The organism is Achromobacter sp. EB05 (assembly GCF_044232075.1).
Classification (GTDB): Bacteria; Pseudomonadota; Gammaproteobacteria; order Burkholderiales; family Burkholderiaceae_B; genus Achromobacter; species Achromobacter dolens.
Map to the genome: position 1 here is coordinate 546,426 of NZ_CP155917.1, position 14,795 is coordinate 561,220.

The following is a 14,795-nucleotide window of genomic DNA, read 5'->3' on the forward strand; positions in this document are numbered from 1 at the left end:
GAAGCCGCAATATTAACTCGGGGACAGTAAGCTGGCCTAAAACCGCGCGAGGGCCGCGCGGGAAAAAGTGTCCTGATGTGACCGCGGACGCTGCATAAAAGTGACCGGTTGGACACGTTTTTTCGAACGAAAATGTGTCCCCGTTTTTATCGCAAAACCCCATTTGATTTCGTCCAGTGTCCCTATATTTCAAGGGAATTCCCGGATGCGGAGGCCGCTTTGCGGACGCTACCATCCGCCCCATGCGTAAAGCCCAACCCGGCCTTGCGTTCGGCTTCGCAACACCCCTACGGAGATCAAGATGAAAGTACTGAAACTCGCTGCCATTGGCACCGCCCTGTTCGCTGCGTCCGCGGCTGCCAATGCGGGTGCGACCTTCGATAACGTCAAGAAGAAAGGGTTTGTCCAATGCGGCGTTTCGACCGGCATTCCGGGATTCTCGATCGCGGACAGCAAGGGTGAGTACAAGGGCCTGGACGTGGATCTGTGCCGCGCCGTCGCCGCTACCATGTTCGGCGACGCCAGCAAGTTCAAGGTCACGCCGCTGAACACGCAGCAGCGTTTCACCGCCCTGCAATCGGGCGAAGTGGACGTGCTGACCCGCAACACCACCGTCACGCTGACGCGCGACACCACCCTGGGCCTGATCGGCGTGGGCGTGAACTACTACGACAGCCAGGGCGTCATGGTCTCGAAGGACCTGAACGTCAAGAGCGCCAAGGAACTGAACGGCGCCACCATCTGCGTGCAGCCGGGCACCACCACCGAGCTGAACCTGGCCGACTGGTTCCGTGGCCAGAAGATCGAATTCAAGCCCGTCGTGATCGACAAGTACGACGAAATCATCCGCGCCTTCTCGGCCGGCCGTTGCGATGCCTTCACGACCGACAAGTCGCAGTTGGCCTCGACCCGCACCACGCTGGAGAATCCGGACAAGTACATCATCCTGCCGGAAGACTTCTCCAAGGAGCCGCTGGGCCCCATGGTGCGCCAGGGCGACGAGCAATGGTTCAACGTGATCCGCTGGTCGCTGAACGCGATGCTGGAAGCCGAGGAATACGGCATCACGTCCAAGAACGTCGATGAAATGACCAAGAGCACCAATCCCAACATCCAGCGCATCCTGGGCGTGACCCCGGGCATGGGCAAGAACCTGGGCGTGGACGACAAGTGGGCCTACAACATCATCAAGCAGGTCGGCAACTACGGTGAAAGCTTCGAAGCCACGCTCGGCAAGAGCAGCGCGATGAAGCTGGAGCGCGGCCTGAACGCCAGCTACAAGCAAGGTGGCTTGATGTACGGCTGGCCGGTGCGCTAACACACGGCTGCCCGGCATGGCGCCAGTATGGCGCCATGCCTAGCCCGCCTTCGAGCGGGCGGCAGGAGTGGACGGCGCGGGCCGCAAGGCCCCCGCTGCCCGGTGTCCGACTTCTGTAGATTCATTCATGACGACTTCAAATAAAAACGCCCCGATTTCGGCACCCCCCCGGCGTCTGAACTGGAACGATCCCGGCGTGCGCGCCGTGGTCTATCAAGTGATCGCACTGGCCGCCGTCGCGCTGGCGGTGTGGTTCCTGGTTTCAAACACGCTTCACAACCTGTCCGTGCGCAACATCGCCACGGGCTTCGGTTTCCTGCAACGCGAGGCCGGTTTTGCCATCGGTGAAACGCCCATCGCCTACACCCCCGCCGACACTTATGGCCGCGCCATCTGGGTGGGTCTGCTCAACACGCTGCGCGTGGCCGTGCTCGGCATCGTGCTGGCGACCATCCTCGGCACGCTGATCGGCGTCGGCCGGCTGTCCAAGAACTGGCTCGTGGCCAAGATCACCTCGGTCTACGTCGAAGTGATGCGCAACGTGCCGCTGCTGCTGCAGTTGTTCTTCTGGTATGCGCTGATCACCGAGAACATGCCGGGTCCGCGCCAGGCGCACAACCCGCTGCCGGGCGTGTTCATCTCCAACCGCGGCCTCAAGGTGCCGGCGCTGGAAGGCAACTCGCTCGACTGGATGCTGGCCGGCCTGGGCCTGGCCATCGTCGCCATCCTGTTCCTGGGCCACTGGGGCAAGAAGCGCCAGGAAGCCACCGGCCACGTGTTCCCGCTGGGCCGCGCCGCCATCGGCCTGTTGATCGGCCTGCCGGTGATCGGCTGGCTGGTCAGCGGCGCTTCGCTGACGCTGGACATGCCGGAACTGAAGGGCTTCAACTTCAGCGGCGGCCTGACGCTGTCGCCGGAGTTCGCCGCGCTGCTGGCGGGCCTGGTGATCTACACCTCGGCCTTCATCGCCGAAGTGGTGCGCTCGGGCATCCAGGCGGTCAACAATGGCCAATGGGAAGCGGCCGGGGCCCTGGGCCTGCGCCGCAAGCAGGTGCTGCGCCTGGTGGTGCTGCCGCAGGCGCTGCGCGTGATCATCCCGCCGATGACCAGCCAGTTCCTCAACCTCACCAAGAACAGCTCGCTGGCCGTGGCCATCGGCTACCCGGACATCGTGTCGGTGGTCAACACCACGCTGAACCAGACCGGGCAGGCCATCGAGGGCATTCTCATCATCATGGGCGCGTACCTCACGGTCAGCCTGTCGATCTCGATCTTCATGAACTGGTACAACAAGCGCATCGCGCTGGTGGAGCGTTGATATGAGCAGCACTACGCATACCCCCAGCGAAGGGCTGCCGCCGCCCAAGACCCATGTCGGCGCGTGGGCGTGGCTGCGCTCGCGCCTGTTTTCCTCGCCGCTGAACATCCTGATCACGGTGCTGCTGGCGTGGTTCCTGTTGATGTCGGTGCCGGCGCTGGTCGAGTGGGCGGTTATCCGCGCCAACTTCACCGCCGCCAACGCGCAGGAATGCCGCGCCTCGGTGGGCGGGGCCTGCTGGGCCTTCATCATCGAGAAGCACCGGCTGATCCTGTTCGGCACCTATCCCTACGACGAACAATGGCGGCCGCTGATCGCGACCATCATCCTGGTCGCGGTGATCGTGTGCAGCGGCATCCGCCGTTTCTGGAACTGGAAGCTCGCCATCATCTGGACCGTCGGCCTGACCGCCGTGGCGATCCTGATGTGGGGCGGCGTGCTGGGCCTGACCTACGTCGAGAACGCGCGCTGGGGCGGCCTGCCGCTGACGCTGATCCTGTCGACGTTCGGCATCGCCTTCGCCTTCCCCATCGGCGTGCTGCTGGCCCTGGGCCGGCGCTCGAAGATGCCGGCCATCAAGGCGCTGTGCGTCGTGTACATCGAGCTGATCCGCGGCGTGCCGCTGATCAGCCTGCTGTTCATGTCGTCGGTGATGCTGCCGCTGTTCCTGCCCGAAGGCTTCTCCATCGACAAGCTGCTGCGCGCGCAGATCGCGATCATCATGTTCGCGGCCGCGTACATCGCCGAAACGGTGCGCGGCGGGTTGCAGGCGATCCCCAAGGGCCAGTACGAAGGCGCCGATTCGCTCGGCCTGAACTACTGGCAGCAGATGCGCAAGATCATCCTGCCGCAGGCGCTCAAGATCGTGATCCCGCCGCTGGTCAGCATCTTCATCGCGCTGTTCAAGGACACGTCGCTGGTGGTGATCATCGGCATCTTCGACCTGACGCTGGCGGCCAAGGCGGCCCTGTCCGACGCGGCATGGCGCGGATTCGGGGTGGAGGCGTATCTGTTCATCTCGCTGATCTACTTCGTCTTCTGCTTCTCCATGTCCAAATACAGCCAGGCGCTGGAAAAACGCCTGGCCACGGGCCACGCACGCTAGAACCTTGCCGCGGGTCCGCCACCGGCGGACCCGCAATGCGATATTTACGGGAGTACAGGCATGTCTGATGCCATCATTCGACTGCAGGACGTGAACAAGTGGTACGGCCAGTTCCACGTGCTGCGCAACATCAACCTGGACGTGGCGCCGGGCGAGCGCATCGTGGTGTGCGGGCCGTCCGGCTCGGGCAAGTCCACCATGATCCGCTGCATCAACCGGCTCGAGGAGCACCAGAAAGGCCACATCATCGTGGACGGCACGGAGCTCACCAACGACCTCAAGCACATCGAGACCATCCGCAAGGACGTCGGCATGGTGTTCCAGCACTTCAACCTGTTCCCGCACCTGACGGTGCTGGAGAACCTGACGCTGGGCCCGATGTGGGTCTTGAAGAAGCCGCGCGCCGAAGCCGAGGCCACGGCCATGAAATACCTGGAGCGCGTGCGCATCCCGGACCAGGCCAAGAAATTCCCCGGCCAGCTCTCGGGCGGCCAGCAGCAGCGCGTGGCCATCGCCCGTTCGCTGTGCATGAGCCCCAAGATCATGCTGTTCGATGAGCCGACCTCGGCGCTGGACCCGGAAATGGTCAAGGAAGTGCTGGACGTGATGGTCAACCTGGCCCAGGAAAGCGGTATGACGATGCTGTGCGTGACCCACGAAATGGGCTTCGCGCGCAAGGTCGCCAACCGCGTCATCTTCATGGACCGCGGCGAGATCATCGAGCAGAACAGCCCGGACGAGTTCTTCGACCACCCGCAGAACGAGCGCACCAAGCTGTTCCTGAGCCAGATCCTGCATTGAGGCCGGGCGCCGCCGGGCGCCGCGACCCGAACCGAAGCCGCCTTCCCTGGAAGGCGGCTTTTCTTTGGGCGCCGGCCGTTGGCGAAGCGGCGCGAAAGGAAAGGCGCCGAGCACGCCGGGGTGGCCGGCGCACGTTGTTTCCAGTCGGCCGGGGCGTGCCGTTCACGGGAAAAGCGCGTGGTTCTCCCGGTATCCCTTTGTTACGCCGTTCACCCCGCTGCGGTATGCTACCGACCGCCATCGATGCAATGAGAGGAGCAAACCAAATGAAACAGACCCCCCGCGGCGCCATGCGCCGTGTCCTGCTGGGCGGCGCCGCGGCCCTGGCCGCCACGCTGGCCCTGGGCGCGCCCGCGCTGGCGCAGAACACCGATTTCCCCACCAAGCCGCTGCGCTTCGTGGTGCCTTACCCGCCCGGCGGCCCGCTCGACACCATGGCCCGCATGCTGGCCGAGAAGGTGCGCGGCTCGCTCGGCCAACCCGTCGTGGTGGAAAACCGCTCGGGCGCCGGCGGCAACATCGGCGCCGACCTGGTGGCCAAGGCCCCGGCCGACGGCTACACCCTGGTGATGGGCGCCGTCGCGACCCACGCCATCAACCCCTGGCTGTTCGCCAACCTGCCCTATGACCCGGTGAAGGATTTCGCCCCGGTCACCATCGTGGCGTCGGTGCCGAACGTGCTGGTGATGAACGTCGAGTTCGCCGCCAAGAACAAGATCGAGAAGCTGTCGGACCTGATCGAGTACGCCAAGAAGAACCCGGGCAAGCTGAACTACGGTTCGGGCGGCAACGGCAGCGCCGGCCACCTGTCGGGCGAACTGCTCAAGGCGCGCGCCGGCATCAACGTCGAGCACATTCCCTACCAGGGCGCGGCCCCGGCGCAACTGGCGCTGCTGTCCGGCCAGTCGGACTTCATGTTCGACAACCTGGCGGCTTCGGCTCCGCTGATCAAGGACGGCAAGGTCAAGGCGCTGGCCGTGACCACGGCCAAGCGCTCGTCGCTGCTGGCCGACGTGCCGACGGTGGAAGAGTCGGGCATCAAGGGCTTCGACCTGGGCACCTGGTTCGGCGTCTTCACGACCGGCGGCACGCCGGCGCCGGTGGTGGCCAAGCTGAACAAGGCCTACGCCGAAGCGATGCAGCAGCCCGACGTCAAGCAGCGCCTGCTGACGATGGGTTCGGAAGCGCCGCCCATGACGCCCGAAGCCTTCGCCGAGTTCGTCAAGAACGAGAAGGCCAAGTACCAGGAGATCGTGAAGATTTCCGGCGCCAGCCTGAACTGAGGCCGGCGCGCCTGGCGCGTTTCGTCGGGAACGCGCCGGGCCTGACGCCGCCCCTGTCCGTCGGGGCGGCGTATCCGCCGGGCGCCGCGATCGCGGCGCCCGCGCTTCATCCCCACGCTTCGGTCATCCCCGCCGTTCGATCATTCGCGCGGCGCGGCCAGCAGGCCGTCGACCAACCGCGTCAGCAGCCTGCGGTCGGTGTCCAGGTCGGTGCAGCCGTACTGGTCGGCCTCGCGGTTCACCCACGCCTCATGCGCGCGCCACTGGTCGCCCGCGGCCTCCAGCCGCAGCGCGTAGATCCAGATGCCGGTCCAACTGCGATGAAAGCGCAACACGCCCTCGTCGAGATAGATGAACCACTTGTCTTCCATTTCGCGCGGGATGCGGCCTTGCCGCAGGCGGGCGTACTGGTCGGCCGTGTAGGTGGCGTCAAAGGGCAGCGCCGCGCGCTTCTTCGGCGCGGGCAGGTGTTTCCAGGATGCGGCTTGGGCGTCGGGCATGGCAACCGGTTTGATTTATGCTGGCGAGATGCGCGCACGCTCGGTAGTGGGCAGGCGCGATCCCTCGAATACTAAGGCCTGATCATGCATTTGTCCCCCGCCATTCCCATCCTGCGCATCTTTTCGGTCGAGAAGGCGCGCGAGTTCTACCTGGATTTCCTCGGCTTCGAGTGGGACTGGGAACATCGCTTCGAACCGGGCCTGCCGCTGTACGCGCAGGTGCATCGCGGCGAGCTGGTGCTGCACCTGAGCGAGCACTACGGCGATGCCACGCCGGGCGCGGCCATCTTCGTGCGCACCACCGGCGTCGACGATTACCAGGCCGAACTGATCGGCAAGCAGTACGGCTACGCGCGGCCCGGCGTCGAGGACGCGCCCTGGGGCCGGCTGCTGCGGGTGACCGACCCGTTCGGCAACCGCCTGACGTTCTGCGAATCGCAAGACTGAGTCCATGAGCCGCGCTACCCGGGCGCGCGCGCGCACGCCCAGGTAGCGCCGCGCGCGCTCCAACGTTCCCGGCGGATCCGCGACGCCAGGTCCTCGGCGGCTACATCTTGCAGTCGGCCGCGTGCACGTCGGTGTGGTCGCGGGCGATGACCTTGAGATTCCTGTAGACCAGCTTGCCGTCCGCGCCGGCCTCGATGTGCAGCAGATACCAGTCCTGCACGGGGTGCTGGTTGGGGCCGAACTTGAACTTGCCGCGCACGCTGGGGAAGTCAGCACGGCGCAGCGCGTGGCGGAACGCGTCGGCCTTGCCGGTGATGTCGCCGTCCACGGCCTTCAGGCCCGAGGCGATCAGGTTGGCGGTGTCGTAGGCCTGCGCCGCATAGGCGGTGGGCGCGCGGTTGTAGGCCTTGGTGAAGGCTTCGACGAAGTGCCTGTTCTGCGGGTTGTCCAGGTCCGCGCTCCACAGCGAACTCAGGTAGAAGCCCTTGCCGGCGGTGCCGGTGGCGGCCAGCATGCGTTCGTCCATCGAGTAGATGGGCGTGATCATCTTGACCTTGTCGGCCAGGCCGGAGTTGGCGTATTGCTTGGTCAGGTTGATGCCGGCGCCGCCCGGGTGGAACTGGAAGATGGCGTCCGGGTTGAGCGCGCGGATGCGCGCCAGCTCGACCGAGAAGTCGGCCTGTTCCAGCTTGGTGTAGATCTCCTCGGCGATCTCGCCCTTGTAGGTGCGCTTGAAACCGGCGACGGCGTCGCGGCCGGCCTGGTAGTTCGGCGCCATGACGACGACGCGCTTGGCGCCCAGCTCGTTGGCGGCGATGCCGGCGGTGTCGGCGTACGAGTCGTTCTGGAAGGCGACGGCGAAGTAGTTGGGATTGCAGGCCTTGCCGGCGTAGTTGGAGGGGCCGGCGTTCAGGCTGACGTAGAAGCCGCCGGCGTTGAGCACCGTCGGCCCGACCGCCGCCATGACGTTGGAGAAGTTCACGCCGGTGAACAGGCGCACGCCGCCCTGCACCATCTTGTCGGCGATCTGCTTGGCGTTGGCCGGCTTGAGCGCGTCGTCCTCCACGCGCACGTTGACCGGCACGCCGCCGAGCTTGCCGCCGCCTTCCTTGACCGCCAGCATGAAGGCGTCGCGCTCGTCCTCGCCGATGTAGCCGGCGGGCGTGGACAGCGTGCCGATGAAGCCGATGTCCACGGGTTTCTGCTGGGCCTGGACGCCGCCGGCGGCCAGCGCCAGCAGCAGCGCGGCGCCGCCGCGGGTGATGCGTGTCGTCATGGTTGTCTCCTCCTGTGCCTGCTTTTTTTATGGCTGGATGGGTCCCGCGAGACAGTTCTCCACCTTCCAGCCGTAGAGCCACTGCAACGCGTCGTAGAACTGCGACTGGCCGCGGCCGGTCCACAGCATGTTGCGCACGGTGCGTTCGACACCGCGCGCGTGATAGAGCCTGCCCATCTCGCGGGTCGACCAGACCACGCGCGCGCTGCGCGGAATGCGCACCGATTCGTACAGCCGGAAGGCGGCCTCCAGATCGTGGTCGCAACGCTTGACGGCCTCGCCCAAGGTCACCGCGTCTTCCAGCGCCATGCAGGCGCCCTGGGCCATGTATTGGGTCATGGGGTGGGCGGCGTCGCCCAGGATCGTCATTCGGCCCTGGCCCCACTGTTCGACCGGCTCGCGGTCGGCGGTGGCCCAGCGCTTCCACGACGTGGGGCGGTCCAGCATCTGGTGCGGGCGCGGGTGGATGCCCTGGAAATACGACAGCACTTCCTCCTTGCTGCCTTCGCGTACGCCCCATTGTTCCTGCTCGCGGCTGTGGAAGGTCACCACCAGGTTGTATTGCTGGCCGCCGCGCAGCGGGTAGTGCACCAGGTGGCAGTGCGGGCCGGCCCACAGCACCGGCGCGTTGATGCGCAGTTCCTCGGGCATGTTGTCGCGCTCGACCACGGCGCGGTAGACCACGTGGCCGGTCACGCGCGGCGGATCGCCGATCAGGTGTCCGCGGATCACGGACTTGACGCCGTCGGCGCCCACCACGGCGTCGGCCTGGTAGCGGTTGCCTTCGGTGTCGGTGACCTCCACGCGCTTGCCGTCCTGCGCCACGCCGGCGATCTGCGTCGAGGTGCGAAAGCGGATCAACGGATTCTGCTGCACCGCTTCCAGGATCGACAGATGGATATCGGCGCGATGGATCACGGCGTAGGGGCCGCCGAAGCGTTCGCGGAAGGCCTCGCCGGTGTCGATGCGCACCACTTCGCGTGCGTCGACCGCGTCCATCATGATGATGTGGTCGGTGAAGACGGAGCGCTGGCGCGCCGTGGCGCCCACGCCCAGCGCGTCGAGCGCGGCGAAGGCGTTGGGGCCGAGCTGGATGCCGGCGCCGATCTCGCCGATGTGCGCGGCCTGTTCCAGCAGTTGCACCGCGATGCCCTGGCGCGTCAGCGCCAGCGCCGCGGCCAGGCCGCCGATGCCGCCGCCCACGACGATGACGGATTGGGGCGGGTTCTTTGCGGGAGTTGCATTCATTGCCAGGTTCCTTGCGTATTCATTCTTGTCGGCCGAGGAAGGCGCCTTGCCGTTGCAGTTGCGCCTGCAGCGCCGCCACCGGCACGTCGGCGGGCGCATGGCCGTCGCGCAGCGCCATGGCGGCTGCGGTGCCGGCGGCCTCGCCCATGACGAAGCAACTGCCGCTGACGCGGGCGGCCGACTGGCCTTCGTGCGTCATCGAGGCGCAGCGTCCGGCCACCAGCACGTTGCCGGCGACGCCGGGACCGCGGCGCGGCACCATCATGCGGAAAGGGAGCTGGTTGTAGCCGCGCGATTCCGGAATCGGCGGCCACAGCCATTGCACGTCGCCGGCGGTGTGCATTTCCAGCGGCCAGCCGTTCACGCCGATGCTGTCCTCGAAGTCGGCGCAGCCCAGCACGTCTTCCTTGGTCAGCATGGCCTCGCCGACGATGCGGCGGGTTTCGCGGATGCCGAGCTGCGGCGCGATGTCGAGCACATAGGCGTTTTCGAAGCCCGGCACCTTGGCGCGCAGGAACTTCAGGTATTCGGTGATCTGGCGGCGGCCTTCCAGCTCGCCGGCCGAGAGCGAGGCGGCGTCGGTGCCGTCGGCCGCGCTGCCGTCGGCGTTGGCCAGTTGCGTGACGTTGACGCGCCACTCGTAGTCATGCTTTTGCGGCCGCACGATGGCGCCGCGCCGCGGGAAGGTGAATTCGCCGCTGGCGGCGGCCTGGTCCATCAGTTGGGGAATGGTCTTCCAGGCCTCCTGGGCGCGGGCGCCGTCGACGTTGCCGACCTTGAACATCAGCGTGGGGTAGAGCATGTGGCCGTGCGCGTCGCCCTTTTCGAACGGCAGGCCGCCCCATTGCGCGATGTCGGCGTCGCCCGAGCAGTCGATGAAGACCTTGCCGCGCACCGCGCAGCGACCGGACTTGGTCTCCAGGAACAGCGCGTCGACATTGCCTGCGGCGTCGCGCGTCAGGCCGGTGGCCAATGCGTGGAACAGTATTTTTGCGCCGCTGTCCTGCACCATGCCGTCGGCGGCGCACTTGAAGGCCGAGATGTCGTAGGCCTGGGCGTGGATCTTGCCCAGGATCAGGTGCGGGTCGTTCAGGCCGTCCAGCGCGCGCATGCGGTCCAGCAGCTCGTCCGTCATGCCGTGCACCACCTGGCGGATGGCGCCGCGCACGTTGGCGTGCAGGCCGCAGAAGTTGGAGACGCCCGCCGCCGTGCCCATGCCGCCGAGAAAGCCATAGCGTTCCACCAGCAGCACGCTGGCGCCGTTGCGGGCGGCGCTGGCAGCCGCCAGGATGCCGGCGGGGCCGCCGCCCAGCACGACAACGTCGTATTCGCCATAGAGCGGCACCTGGCGGGCGGGTTCGGTGAGGGTCATGCTTGTCTCCTTGCTGTCCTGCTTGACTGTCTGGTGGTGCGAAATGCGAAATGCTGGACGGCGAGGCCGCCCGTTCACAGGCCTTCTTATTGGCCCTTGATGCCGAGCTTGGTGATGAGCGGTTCCCAGCGCTTGAGCTCATCGTCCATGTAGGCGCGGAACTCGGCCGGGGTGCTGCCCACCGGATCCATGAACTGCGCCTGCAGGCGCTTGACCACCTCGGGGTCGCGGATCGCCTGGATCAGCGCGTCCGACAGCTTCTTCTGGATGTCGGCGGGCACCTTGGACGAAATCACGAAACCGATCCAGGCCGAGCCCTCGATGCCGGGCACGCCGACTTCGGCCAGCGTGGGGATCTCGGGCAGCAGGGTGGAACGCCTGGACGAGGTCACGGCCAGCGCCTTCAGGCGGCCGTCCTTGACCATGCTCATGACCGCGATCGGCGGCAGCGCGGCGAACTGCGTGTCGCCCGACAGCAGCGAGGTCAGCGCGGCCGGCGACGACGGATACGGCACGTGCGTGGCGCGCGCGCCGATCCGCTGCAGCAGCAGTTCCACCGCCAGGTGCGAAACGGTGCCGGCGCCGGGCGAGGGGAAGTTGTACTTGTCCGGGTTCTTCTTGAGCGCTTCCAGCAACTGGCCGACGTTGTCGATGCCGGAGTTGGCCGGCACCACCAGCACGTTGGGCTGGTGCACCGCCAGCGTCAGCGGCGCCAGGTCGGTGGCCGGCGCGTAGGGCAGCTTGTCGAACAGCAGCGTGTTGTTCACCAGCGGGCCGGTGATCGAGACGCCGAAGGTGTAGCCGTCGGGCTTGGCGTTGGCGATGGCGAAGGTGCCGATGTTGCCGCTGGCGCCCGGTTTGTTCTCCACCACCACGGTCTGGCCGAGGATGGCGCCGGCCTTCTCGCCGACGATGCGCGCCACCTGGTCGGGGCTGGAGCCCGGACCGAACGGCACCAGCGCCTTGAGCGGCTGCGACGGCCAGGCGTCGGCGGCCTGCGCCGCGCCCAGCGGCGCCAGGGCCACCAGTCCCAGCGCCAGCGCGCGCGCCGTCAAAGCGCGCGCCCGCGCCAGGGTTGAGGGCTTATGCATGCTTGTCTCCCGCGATCTTCATATTGTTGAAATAGGTCTGCTCATTGGCGATGAAGGCCGCCACCATGGCGCGGTAGGCGGCGTCCACCACCTGGTCCAGGTTTTCGAAGCCCTGGTTGTGGCGCTCGGCCAGGCGCCGCGCTTTTTCGAACACCTCGGCCTGGCGCGCCGGCGCGCTGACCTGGAAGGCGTCGCGCTTGAAGCGCGCGGCGTCCTTGACGTACATGGCGCGTTCGGCGATCAGGCGCACGATCTCGTCGTCCAGGCGGTCGATGTTGGCGCGCACTTCGGCCAGGTTGGCGCACAGCGGGCGGTAGTCCGGGTCGGTGTATTCACGCAGCGGCGCGCCCTGGGTGTCGGGCTCCTGGCCCGGGGAAACTTGCGAGGTCACTTGATGTAGTCCGGTTGGTTGGCGGGCGCGGCCTGCTGGAAGGCGGGTTGCGCGAGGCAATGTTCGTAGACGCCTACAAGGCGCGGGTAGGCCGACAGGTCGCAGCCCATGCGCTGGGCATTGGCGACCTGCGGCACGACGCAGCAGTCCGCCAGCGTCGGCGCGTCGCCGAAGCAATAGGCGCCGCCGCGATGGCGCGCCAGCAGCGTCTCGACCGCGGTCAGGCCTTCGCGGATCCAGTGGTGATACCAGGCATTCTTCTGCGCGTCGGTGGCGCCCAGCTCTTCCTGCAGGTAGCGCAGGATGCGCATGTTGTTGACCGGGTGGATGTCGCAGGCGATGGCGTTGGAAAGCTCCAGCACGCGGGCGCGTTCGCGCGGCGCGGCCGGGATCAGGCGCGGCTTGGGGTGCGTGGCGTCCAGATAGTCGATGATGGCGAGCGATTGCGACAGTTGGAAATCGCCGTCGGTCAGCAGCGGCACGCCGGCCGACGGATTCCGCGCCACATAGTCCGCGGCGCGCTGTTCCTGCTTGCGCAGGTTCACCGGGGTGATGTCGACCGGCAGGCCCTTGAGCGCCAGCGCGATGCGCACGCGATACGAGGTGGAGCTGTTGAAGAAGCTGTGCAGTTGCATGGGCGGGCTTCCTCAGGCGATCCGCACGCTCAGCGTGCCCAGGCCGTCGACGCCGCCCACCATCGTGTCTCCGCGCACCACCGGGCCCACGCCTTCGGGCGTGCCGGTATAGATCAGATCGCCGGCTTCCAGGCGGAAGTACCGGGACAGGTAGGCGATGGTCTCGGCCACCGACCAGATCAGCTTGCCGATGTCGCTGCGCTGCTTGTCGGCGCCGTTGACCTGCAGCCAGATGCCGGCGCGGTGGATGTCGCGGGCCTGTGCGGCGGGCATCAGTGGACCGATCGGCGCGCTCTGGTCGAAGGCCTTGCCCAGTTCCCACGGGCGGCCGGCCTCGCGCATTTTCATCTGCAGGTCGCGGCGCGTCATGTCCAGGCCGACGGCGTAGCCCCAGACGTGTTGCAGCGCCTGGTCGACGGCTATGTTGGCGCCGCCCTTGCCGATGGCCGCGACCAGCTCGATCTCGTAATGCAGGTTGGCGGTCTCGGGCGGGTAGGGCAGCGACAGCGTGCTGCCCTCGGCCACCGGCACCACGGCGTCAGCCGGCTTGCAGAAGAAGAAGGGCGGTTCGCGGTCGGGATCGAAGCCCATTTCGCGGGCGTGGGCGGCGTAGTTGCGGCCGACGCAATAGACGCGGCGCACCGGGAAGCTGTCCTGGCTGCCGGCGACGGGCACGGCAACGGGGGCGGCGGGATCAAACACAAAAGACATGGGTCACCTTTCTGGAATGCGGCGCCGGGGCCCGCGCGGGCCCCGGCCGGAATTGAAATGATGGGAGGGAGCCGCCTTCAGGCGGTGCGTTCTTCGCGCCACAGGCCCAGCGCGTCCTGCACCGGGCGGTCGGAATAGCTGAACAGGGTGGCGTCTTCCAGCGCCGCCAACTGCACCGGCTGCCACGACGGCGCCACGAACACGTCGCGCGGGCCGAAATGGAATTCGGCGTCGCCGATGCGGGCGATGCCGCGGCCTTCCACCACGCTGTAGACGGTGGAGTCGGTGCTGCGATAGGGCTTGCCCTGGAAGCCGGCCGGCAGAAGCTGCATGAAGGTGGCCATGGTGGGCATGGGGTAGCCGCCCGTGGCCGGGTTCAGGTAGCGCAGCTTGACACCGTCCCAGGGGTCGAGCTCGCCGTGGCGGTAGAGCGCGTCCAGCGCCTCGCGGCTGCGCTCGTAGGGATAGTTGAAGATCGGCGAGGTGCCGCCGGTGGCGCGATGCCGCACCGGCGCCATGTTGTGGCCGTAGCGCGCCATGCTGTCGCCTTCGGGACGCGTGACCGGCTGGGTGGCGGACGGATAGTTCTCGGCGAAGCCGGCATCCAGGAAGCGCAGCAGCGGAATATCCAGGCCGTCCAGCCAGACCACCGGTTCGCCGCCGTCGACGGTCTCGGCGTTGCCGTGGTCGTGCCAGGTCCAGGACGGCGTGATGATGAAGTCGCCCGGATGCATGGTGGTGCGCTCGCCGTTGACGGCGGTGTAGGCGCCGCGGCCCTCGACGATGAAGCGCAGGGCCGACTGGGTGTGGCGGTGGCTGGGCGCGATCTCGCCGGGCAGGATCAGTTGCAGGCCGGCGTACAGGCTCTGCGTGATGCTGGCCTGGCCGGGCAGGCCCGGGTTCTCCAGGATCAGCACGCGCCGCACGGCTTCCTCGGCGCTGATGAGCGAGCCGGAGGCCAGCACGTCGTCGCGCACCTCGTCGTATTTCCAGATGGCGGGCACGCAGCGCGGCGCGGGCTGGCGCGGCACCAGGTTGTGCAGCGACTCCCACAGCGGGGCCATGTGCTTCTGGGCGATGCGGGCGTAATAGGCGGCGCGATCCGCGCCGGGGGGGTGACCGTCGGGCATGCTTGTCTCCTGGGGCCGGCGTCGGGGCCGGCTTCTGTGGGCCCGTCGCGGCGGGCGCGGCGGGGCCTGATATGGAGACGATTATGCGTAACGAGCTATGTGTTTTGAAATGAAATTATCTTATTATCCATATCAATAACTATATGGATAAGAGACCAAAGGGGACTCC

15 protein-coding genes are annotated in these 14,795 nt (G+C 67.0%); 6 read left to right on the forward strand and 9 right to left on the reverse strand.

Annotated elements, in window-relative coordinates:
• Positions 1-301: 301 nt before the first annotated feature.
• From AAID08_RS02540 to AAID08_RS02560, 5 genes are all read left to right on the forward strand, one after another.
• Positions 302-1,318, forward strand: a complete 1,017-nt coding sequence (locus AAID08_RS02540) for an amino acid ABC transporter substrate-binding protein (protein ID WP_006386905.1) — start codon at positions 302-304, stop codon at positions 1,316-1,318.
• A 127-nt stretch (positions 1,319-1,445) separates the two neighbouring features.
• On the forward strand, positions 1,446-2,636 hold the full coding sequence (locus AAID08_RS02545; RefSeq protein WP_054419126.1) for an amino acid ABC transporter permease: 1,191 nt from the start codon (positions 1,446-1,448) through the stop codon (positions 2,634-2,636).
• Position 2,637: 1 nt separating this feature from the next.
• Positions 2,638-3,741, forward strand: coding sequence for an amino acid ABC transporter permease (locus tag AAID08_RS02550; protein WP_175144231.1), 1,104 nt, complete (start codon positions 2,638-2,640; stop codon positions 3,739-3,741).
• A gap of 60 nt (positions 3,742-3,801) precedes the next feature.
• The gene (locus tag AAID08_RS02555) at positions 3,802-4,542 is read left to right on the forward strand and encodes an amino acid ABC transporter ATP-binding protein (protein WP_049070976.1); all 741 of its coding nucleotides are present in this window, start codon (positions 3,802-3,804) and stop codon (positions 4,540-4,542) included.
• A 266-nt stretch (positions 4,543-4,808) separates the two neighbouring features.
• Positions 4,809-5,825: a tripartite tricarboxylate transporter substrate binding protein gene (locus AAID08_RS02560; protein WP_049070977.1), complete on the forward strand. Its 1,017-nt coding sequence runs from the start codon at positions 4,809-4,811 to the stop codon at positions 5,823-5,825.
• A gap of 140 nt (positions 5,826-5,965) precedes the next feature.
• Here the strand turns inward: AAID08_RS02560 and AAID08_RS02565 are convergent, their stop codons facing one another.
• Positions 5,966-6,325, reverse strand: a complete 360-nt coding sequence (locus tag AAID08_RS02565) for a hypothetical protein (RefSeq protein WP_175168381.1) — start codon at positions 6,323-6,325, stop codon at positions 5,966-5,968.
• 84 nt (positions 6,326-6,409) lie between these two features.
• Here AAID08_RS02565 and AAID08_RS02570 point away from each other — a divergent pair, with 84 nt between their 5' ends.
• The gene (locus AAID08_RS02570) at positions 6,410-6,772 is read left to right on the forward strand and encodes a glyoxalase superfamily protein (protein ID WP_054503354.1); all 363 of its coding nucleotides are present in this window, start codon (positions 6,410-6,412) and stop codon (positions 6,770-6,772) included.
• 100 nt (positions 6,773-6,872) lie between these two features.
• Here the strand turns inward: AAID08_RS02570 and AAID08_RS02575 are convergent, their stop codons facing one another.
• The 8 genes from AAID08_RS02575 to gtdA form a co-directional block, all read right to left on the reverse strand.
• The gene (locus AAID08_RS02575; RefSeq protein ID WP_395757323.1) at positions 6,873-8,048 is read right to left on the reverse strand and encodes an ABC transporter substrate-binding protein; all 1,176 of its coding nucleotides are present in this window, start codon (positions 8,046-8,048) and stop codon (positions 6,873-6,875) included.
• 27 nt (positions 8,049-8,075) lie between these two features.
• On the reverse strand, positions 8,076-9,296 hold the full coding sequence (locus AAID08_RS02580; protein WP_395757324.1) for a 3-hydroxybenzoate 6-monooxygenase: 1,221 nt from the start codon (positions 9,294-9,296) through the stop codon (positions 8,076-8,078).
• A gap of 19 nt (positions 9,297-9,315) precedes the next feature.
• Entirely contained in the window at positions 9,316-10,668 is a 1,353-nt protein-coding gene (locus tag AAID08_RS02585) for an FAD-dependent oxidoreductase (RefSeq protein WP_395757325.1), read from the reverse strand.
• A gap of 86 nt (positions 10,669-10,754) precedes the next feature.
• The gene (locus AAID08_RS02590) at positions 10,755-11,759 is read right to left on the reverse strand and encodes a tripartite tricarboxylate transporter substrate binding protein (RefSeq protein WP_064526630.1); all 1,005 of its coding nucleotides are present in this window, start codon (positions 11,757-11,759) and stop codon (positions 10,755-10,757) included.
• Positions 11,752-12,150: a chorismate mutase gene (locus AAID08_RS02595; RefSeq protein ID WP_054446332.1), complete on the reverse strand. Its 399-nt coding sequence runs from the start codon at positions 12,148-12,150 to the stop codon at positions 11,752-11,754. The genes AAID08_RS02590 and AAID08_RS02595 overlap by 8 nt, the downstream gene beginning before the upstream one ends.
• Positions 12,147-12,785: a maleylacetoacetate isomerase gene (gene maiA / locus AAID08_RS02600; protein ID WP_395757326.1), complete on the reverse strand. Its 639-nt coding sequence runs from the start codon at positions 12,783-12,785 to the stop codon at positions 12,147-12,149. Before maiA ends, AAID08_RS02595 begins: the two co-directional genes overlap by 4 nt.
• Before the next feature lie 12 nt (positions 12,786-12,797).
• Positions 12,798-13,496 carry a fumarylacetoacetate hydrolase family protein gene (locus AAID08_RS02605; protein WP_054503360.1) on the reverse strand — a complete coding sequence of 233 codons (699 nt, stop codon included), beginning with the start codon at positions 13,494-13,496 and terminating at the stop codon, positions 12,798-12,800.
• A gap of 77 nt (positions 13,497-13,573) precedes the next feature.
• Entirely contained in the window at positions 13,574-14,626 is a 1,053-nt protein-coding gene (gene gtdA / locus AAID08_RS02610; RefSeq protein ID WP_054503361.1) for a gentisate 1,2-dioxygenase, read from the reverse strand.
• Between the last annotated feature and the right edge of the window lie 169 nt (positions 14,627-14,795).

Excerpts from the sequence above, each read along its gene's own strand:
- AAID08_RS02560 (WP_049070977.1), top strand. The coding sequence starts at position 4,809 with ATGAAACAGACCCCCCGCGGCGCCATGCGCCGTGTCCTGCTGGGCGGC.
- AAID08_RS02570 (WP_054503354.1), top strand. The coding sequence starts at position 6,410 with ATGCATTTGTCCCCCGCCATTCCCATCCTGCGCATCTTTTCGGTCGAG.
- AAID08_RS02545 (WP_054419126.1), top strand. The coding sequence starts at position 1,446 with ATGACGACTTCAAATAAAAACGCCCCGATTTCGGCACCCCCCCGGCGT.
- AAID08_RS02585 (WP_395757325.1), bottom strand. The coding sequence starts at position 10,668 with ATGACCCTCACCGAACCCGCCCGCCAGGTGCCGCTCTATGGCGAATAC.
- AAID08_RS02550 (WP_175144231.1), top strand. The coding sequence starts at position 2,638 with ATGAGCAGCACTACGCATACCCCCAGCGAAGGGCTGCCGCCGCCCAAG.
- AAID08_RS02575 (WP_395757323.1), bottom strand. The coding sequence starts at position 8,048 with ATGACGACACGCATCACCCGCGGCGGCGCCGCGCTGCTGCTGGCGCTG.
- AAID08_RS02565 (WP_175168381.1), bottom strand. The coding sequence starts at position 6,325 with ATGCCCGACGCCCAAGCCGCATCCTGGAAACACCTGCCCGCGCCGAAG.
- AAID08_RS02605 (WP_054503360.1), bottom strand. The coding sequence starts at position 13,496 with ATGTCTTTTGTGTTTGATCCCGCCGCCCCCGTTGCCGTGCCCGTCGCC.
- AAID08_RS02540 (WP_006386905.1), top strand. The coding sequence starts at position 302 with ATGAAAGTACTGAAACTCGCTGCCATTGGCACCGCCCTGTTCGCTGCG.
- gtdA (WP_054503361.1), bottom strand. The coding sequence starts at position 14,626 with ATGCCCGACGGTCACCCCCCCGGCGCGGATCGCGCCGCCTATTACGCC.
- maiA (WP_395757326.1), bottom strand. The coding sequence starts at position 12,785 with ATGCAACTGCACAGCTTCTTCAACAGCTCCACCTCGTATCGCGTGCGC.
- AAID08_RS02580 (WP_395757324.1), bottom strand. The coding sequence starts at position 9,296 with ATGAATGCAACTCCCGCAAAGAACCCGCCCCAATCCGTCATCGTCGTG.
- AAID08_RS02590 (WP_064526630.1), bottom strand. The coding sequence starts at position 11,759 with ATGCATAAGCCCTCAACCCTGGCGCGGGCGCGCGCTTTGACGGCGCGC.
- AAID08_RS02555 (WP_049070976.1), top strand. The coding sequence starts at position 3,802 with ATGTCTGATGCCATCATTCGACTGCAGGACGTGAACAAGTGGTACGGC.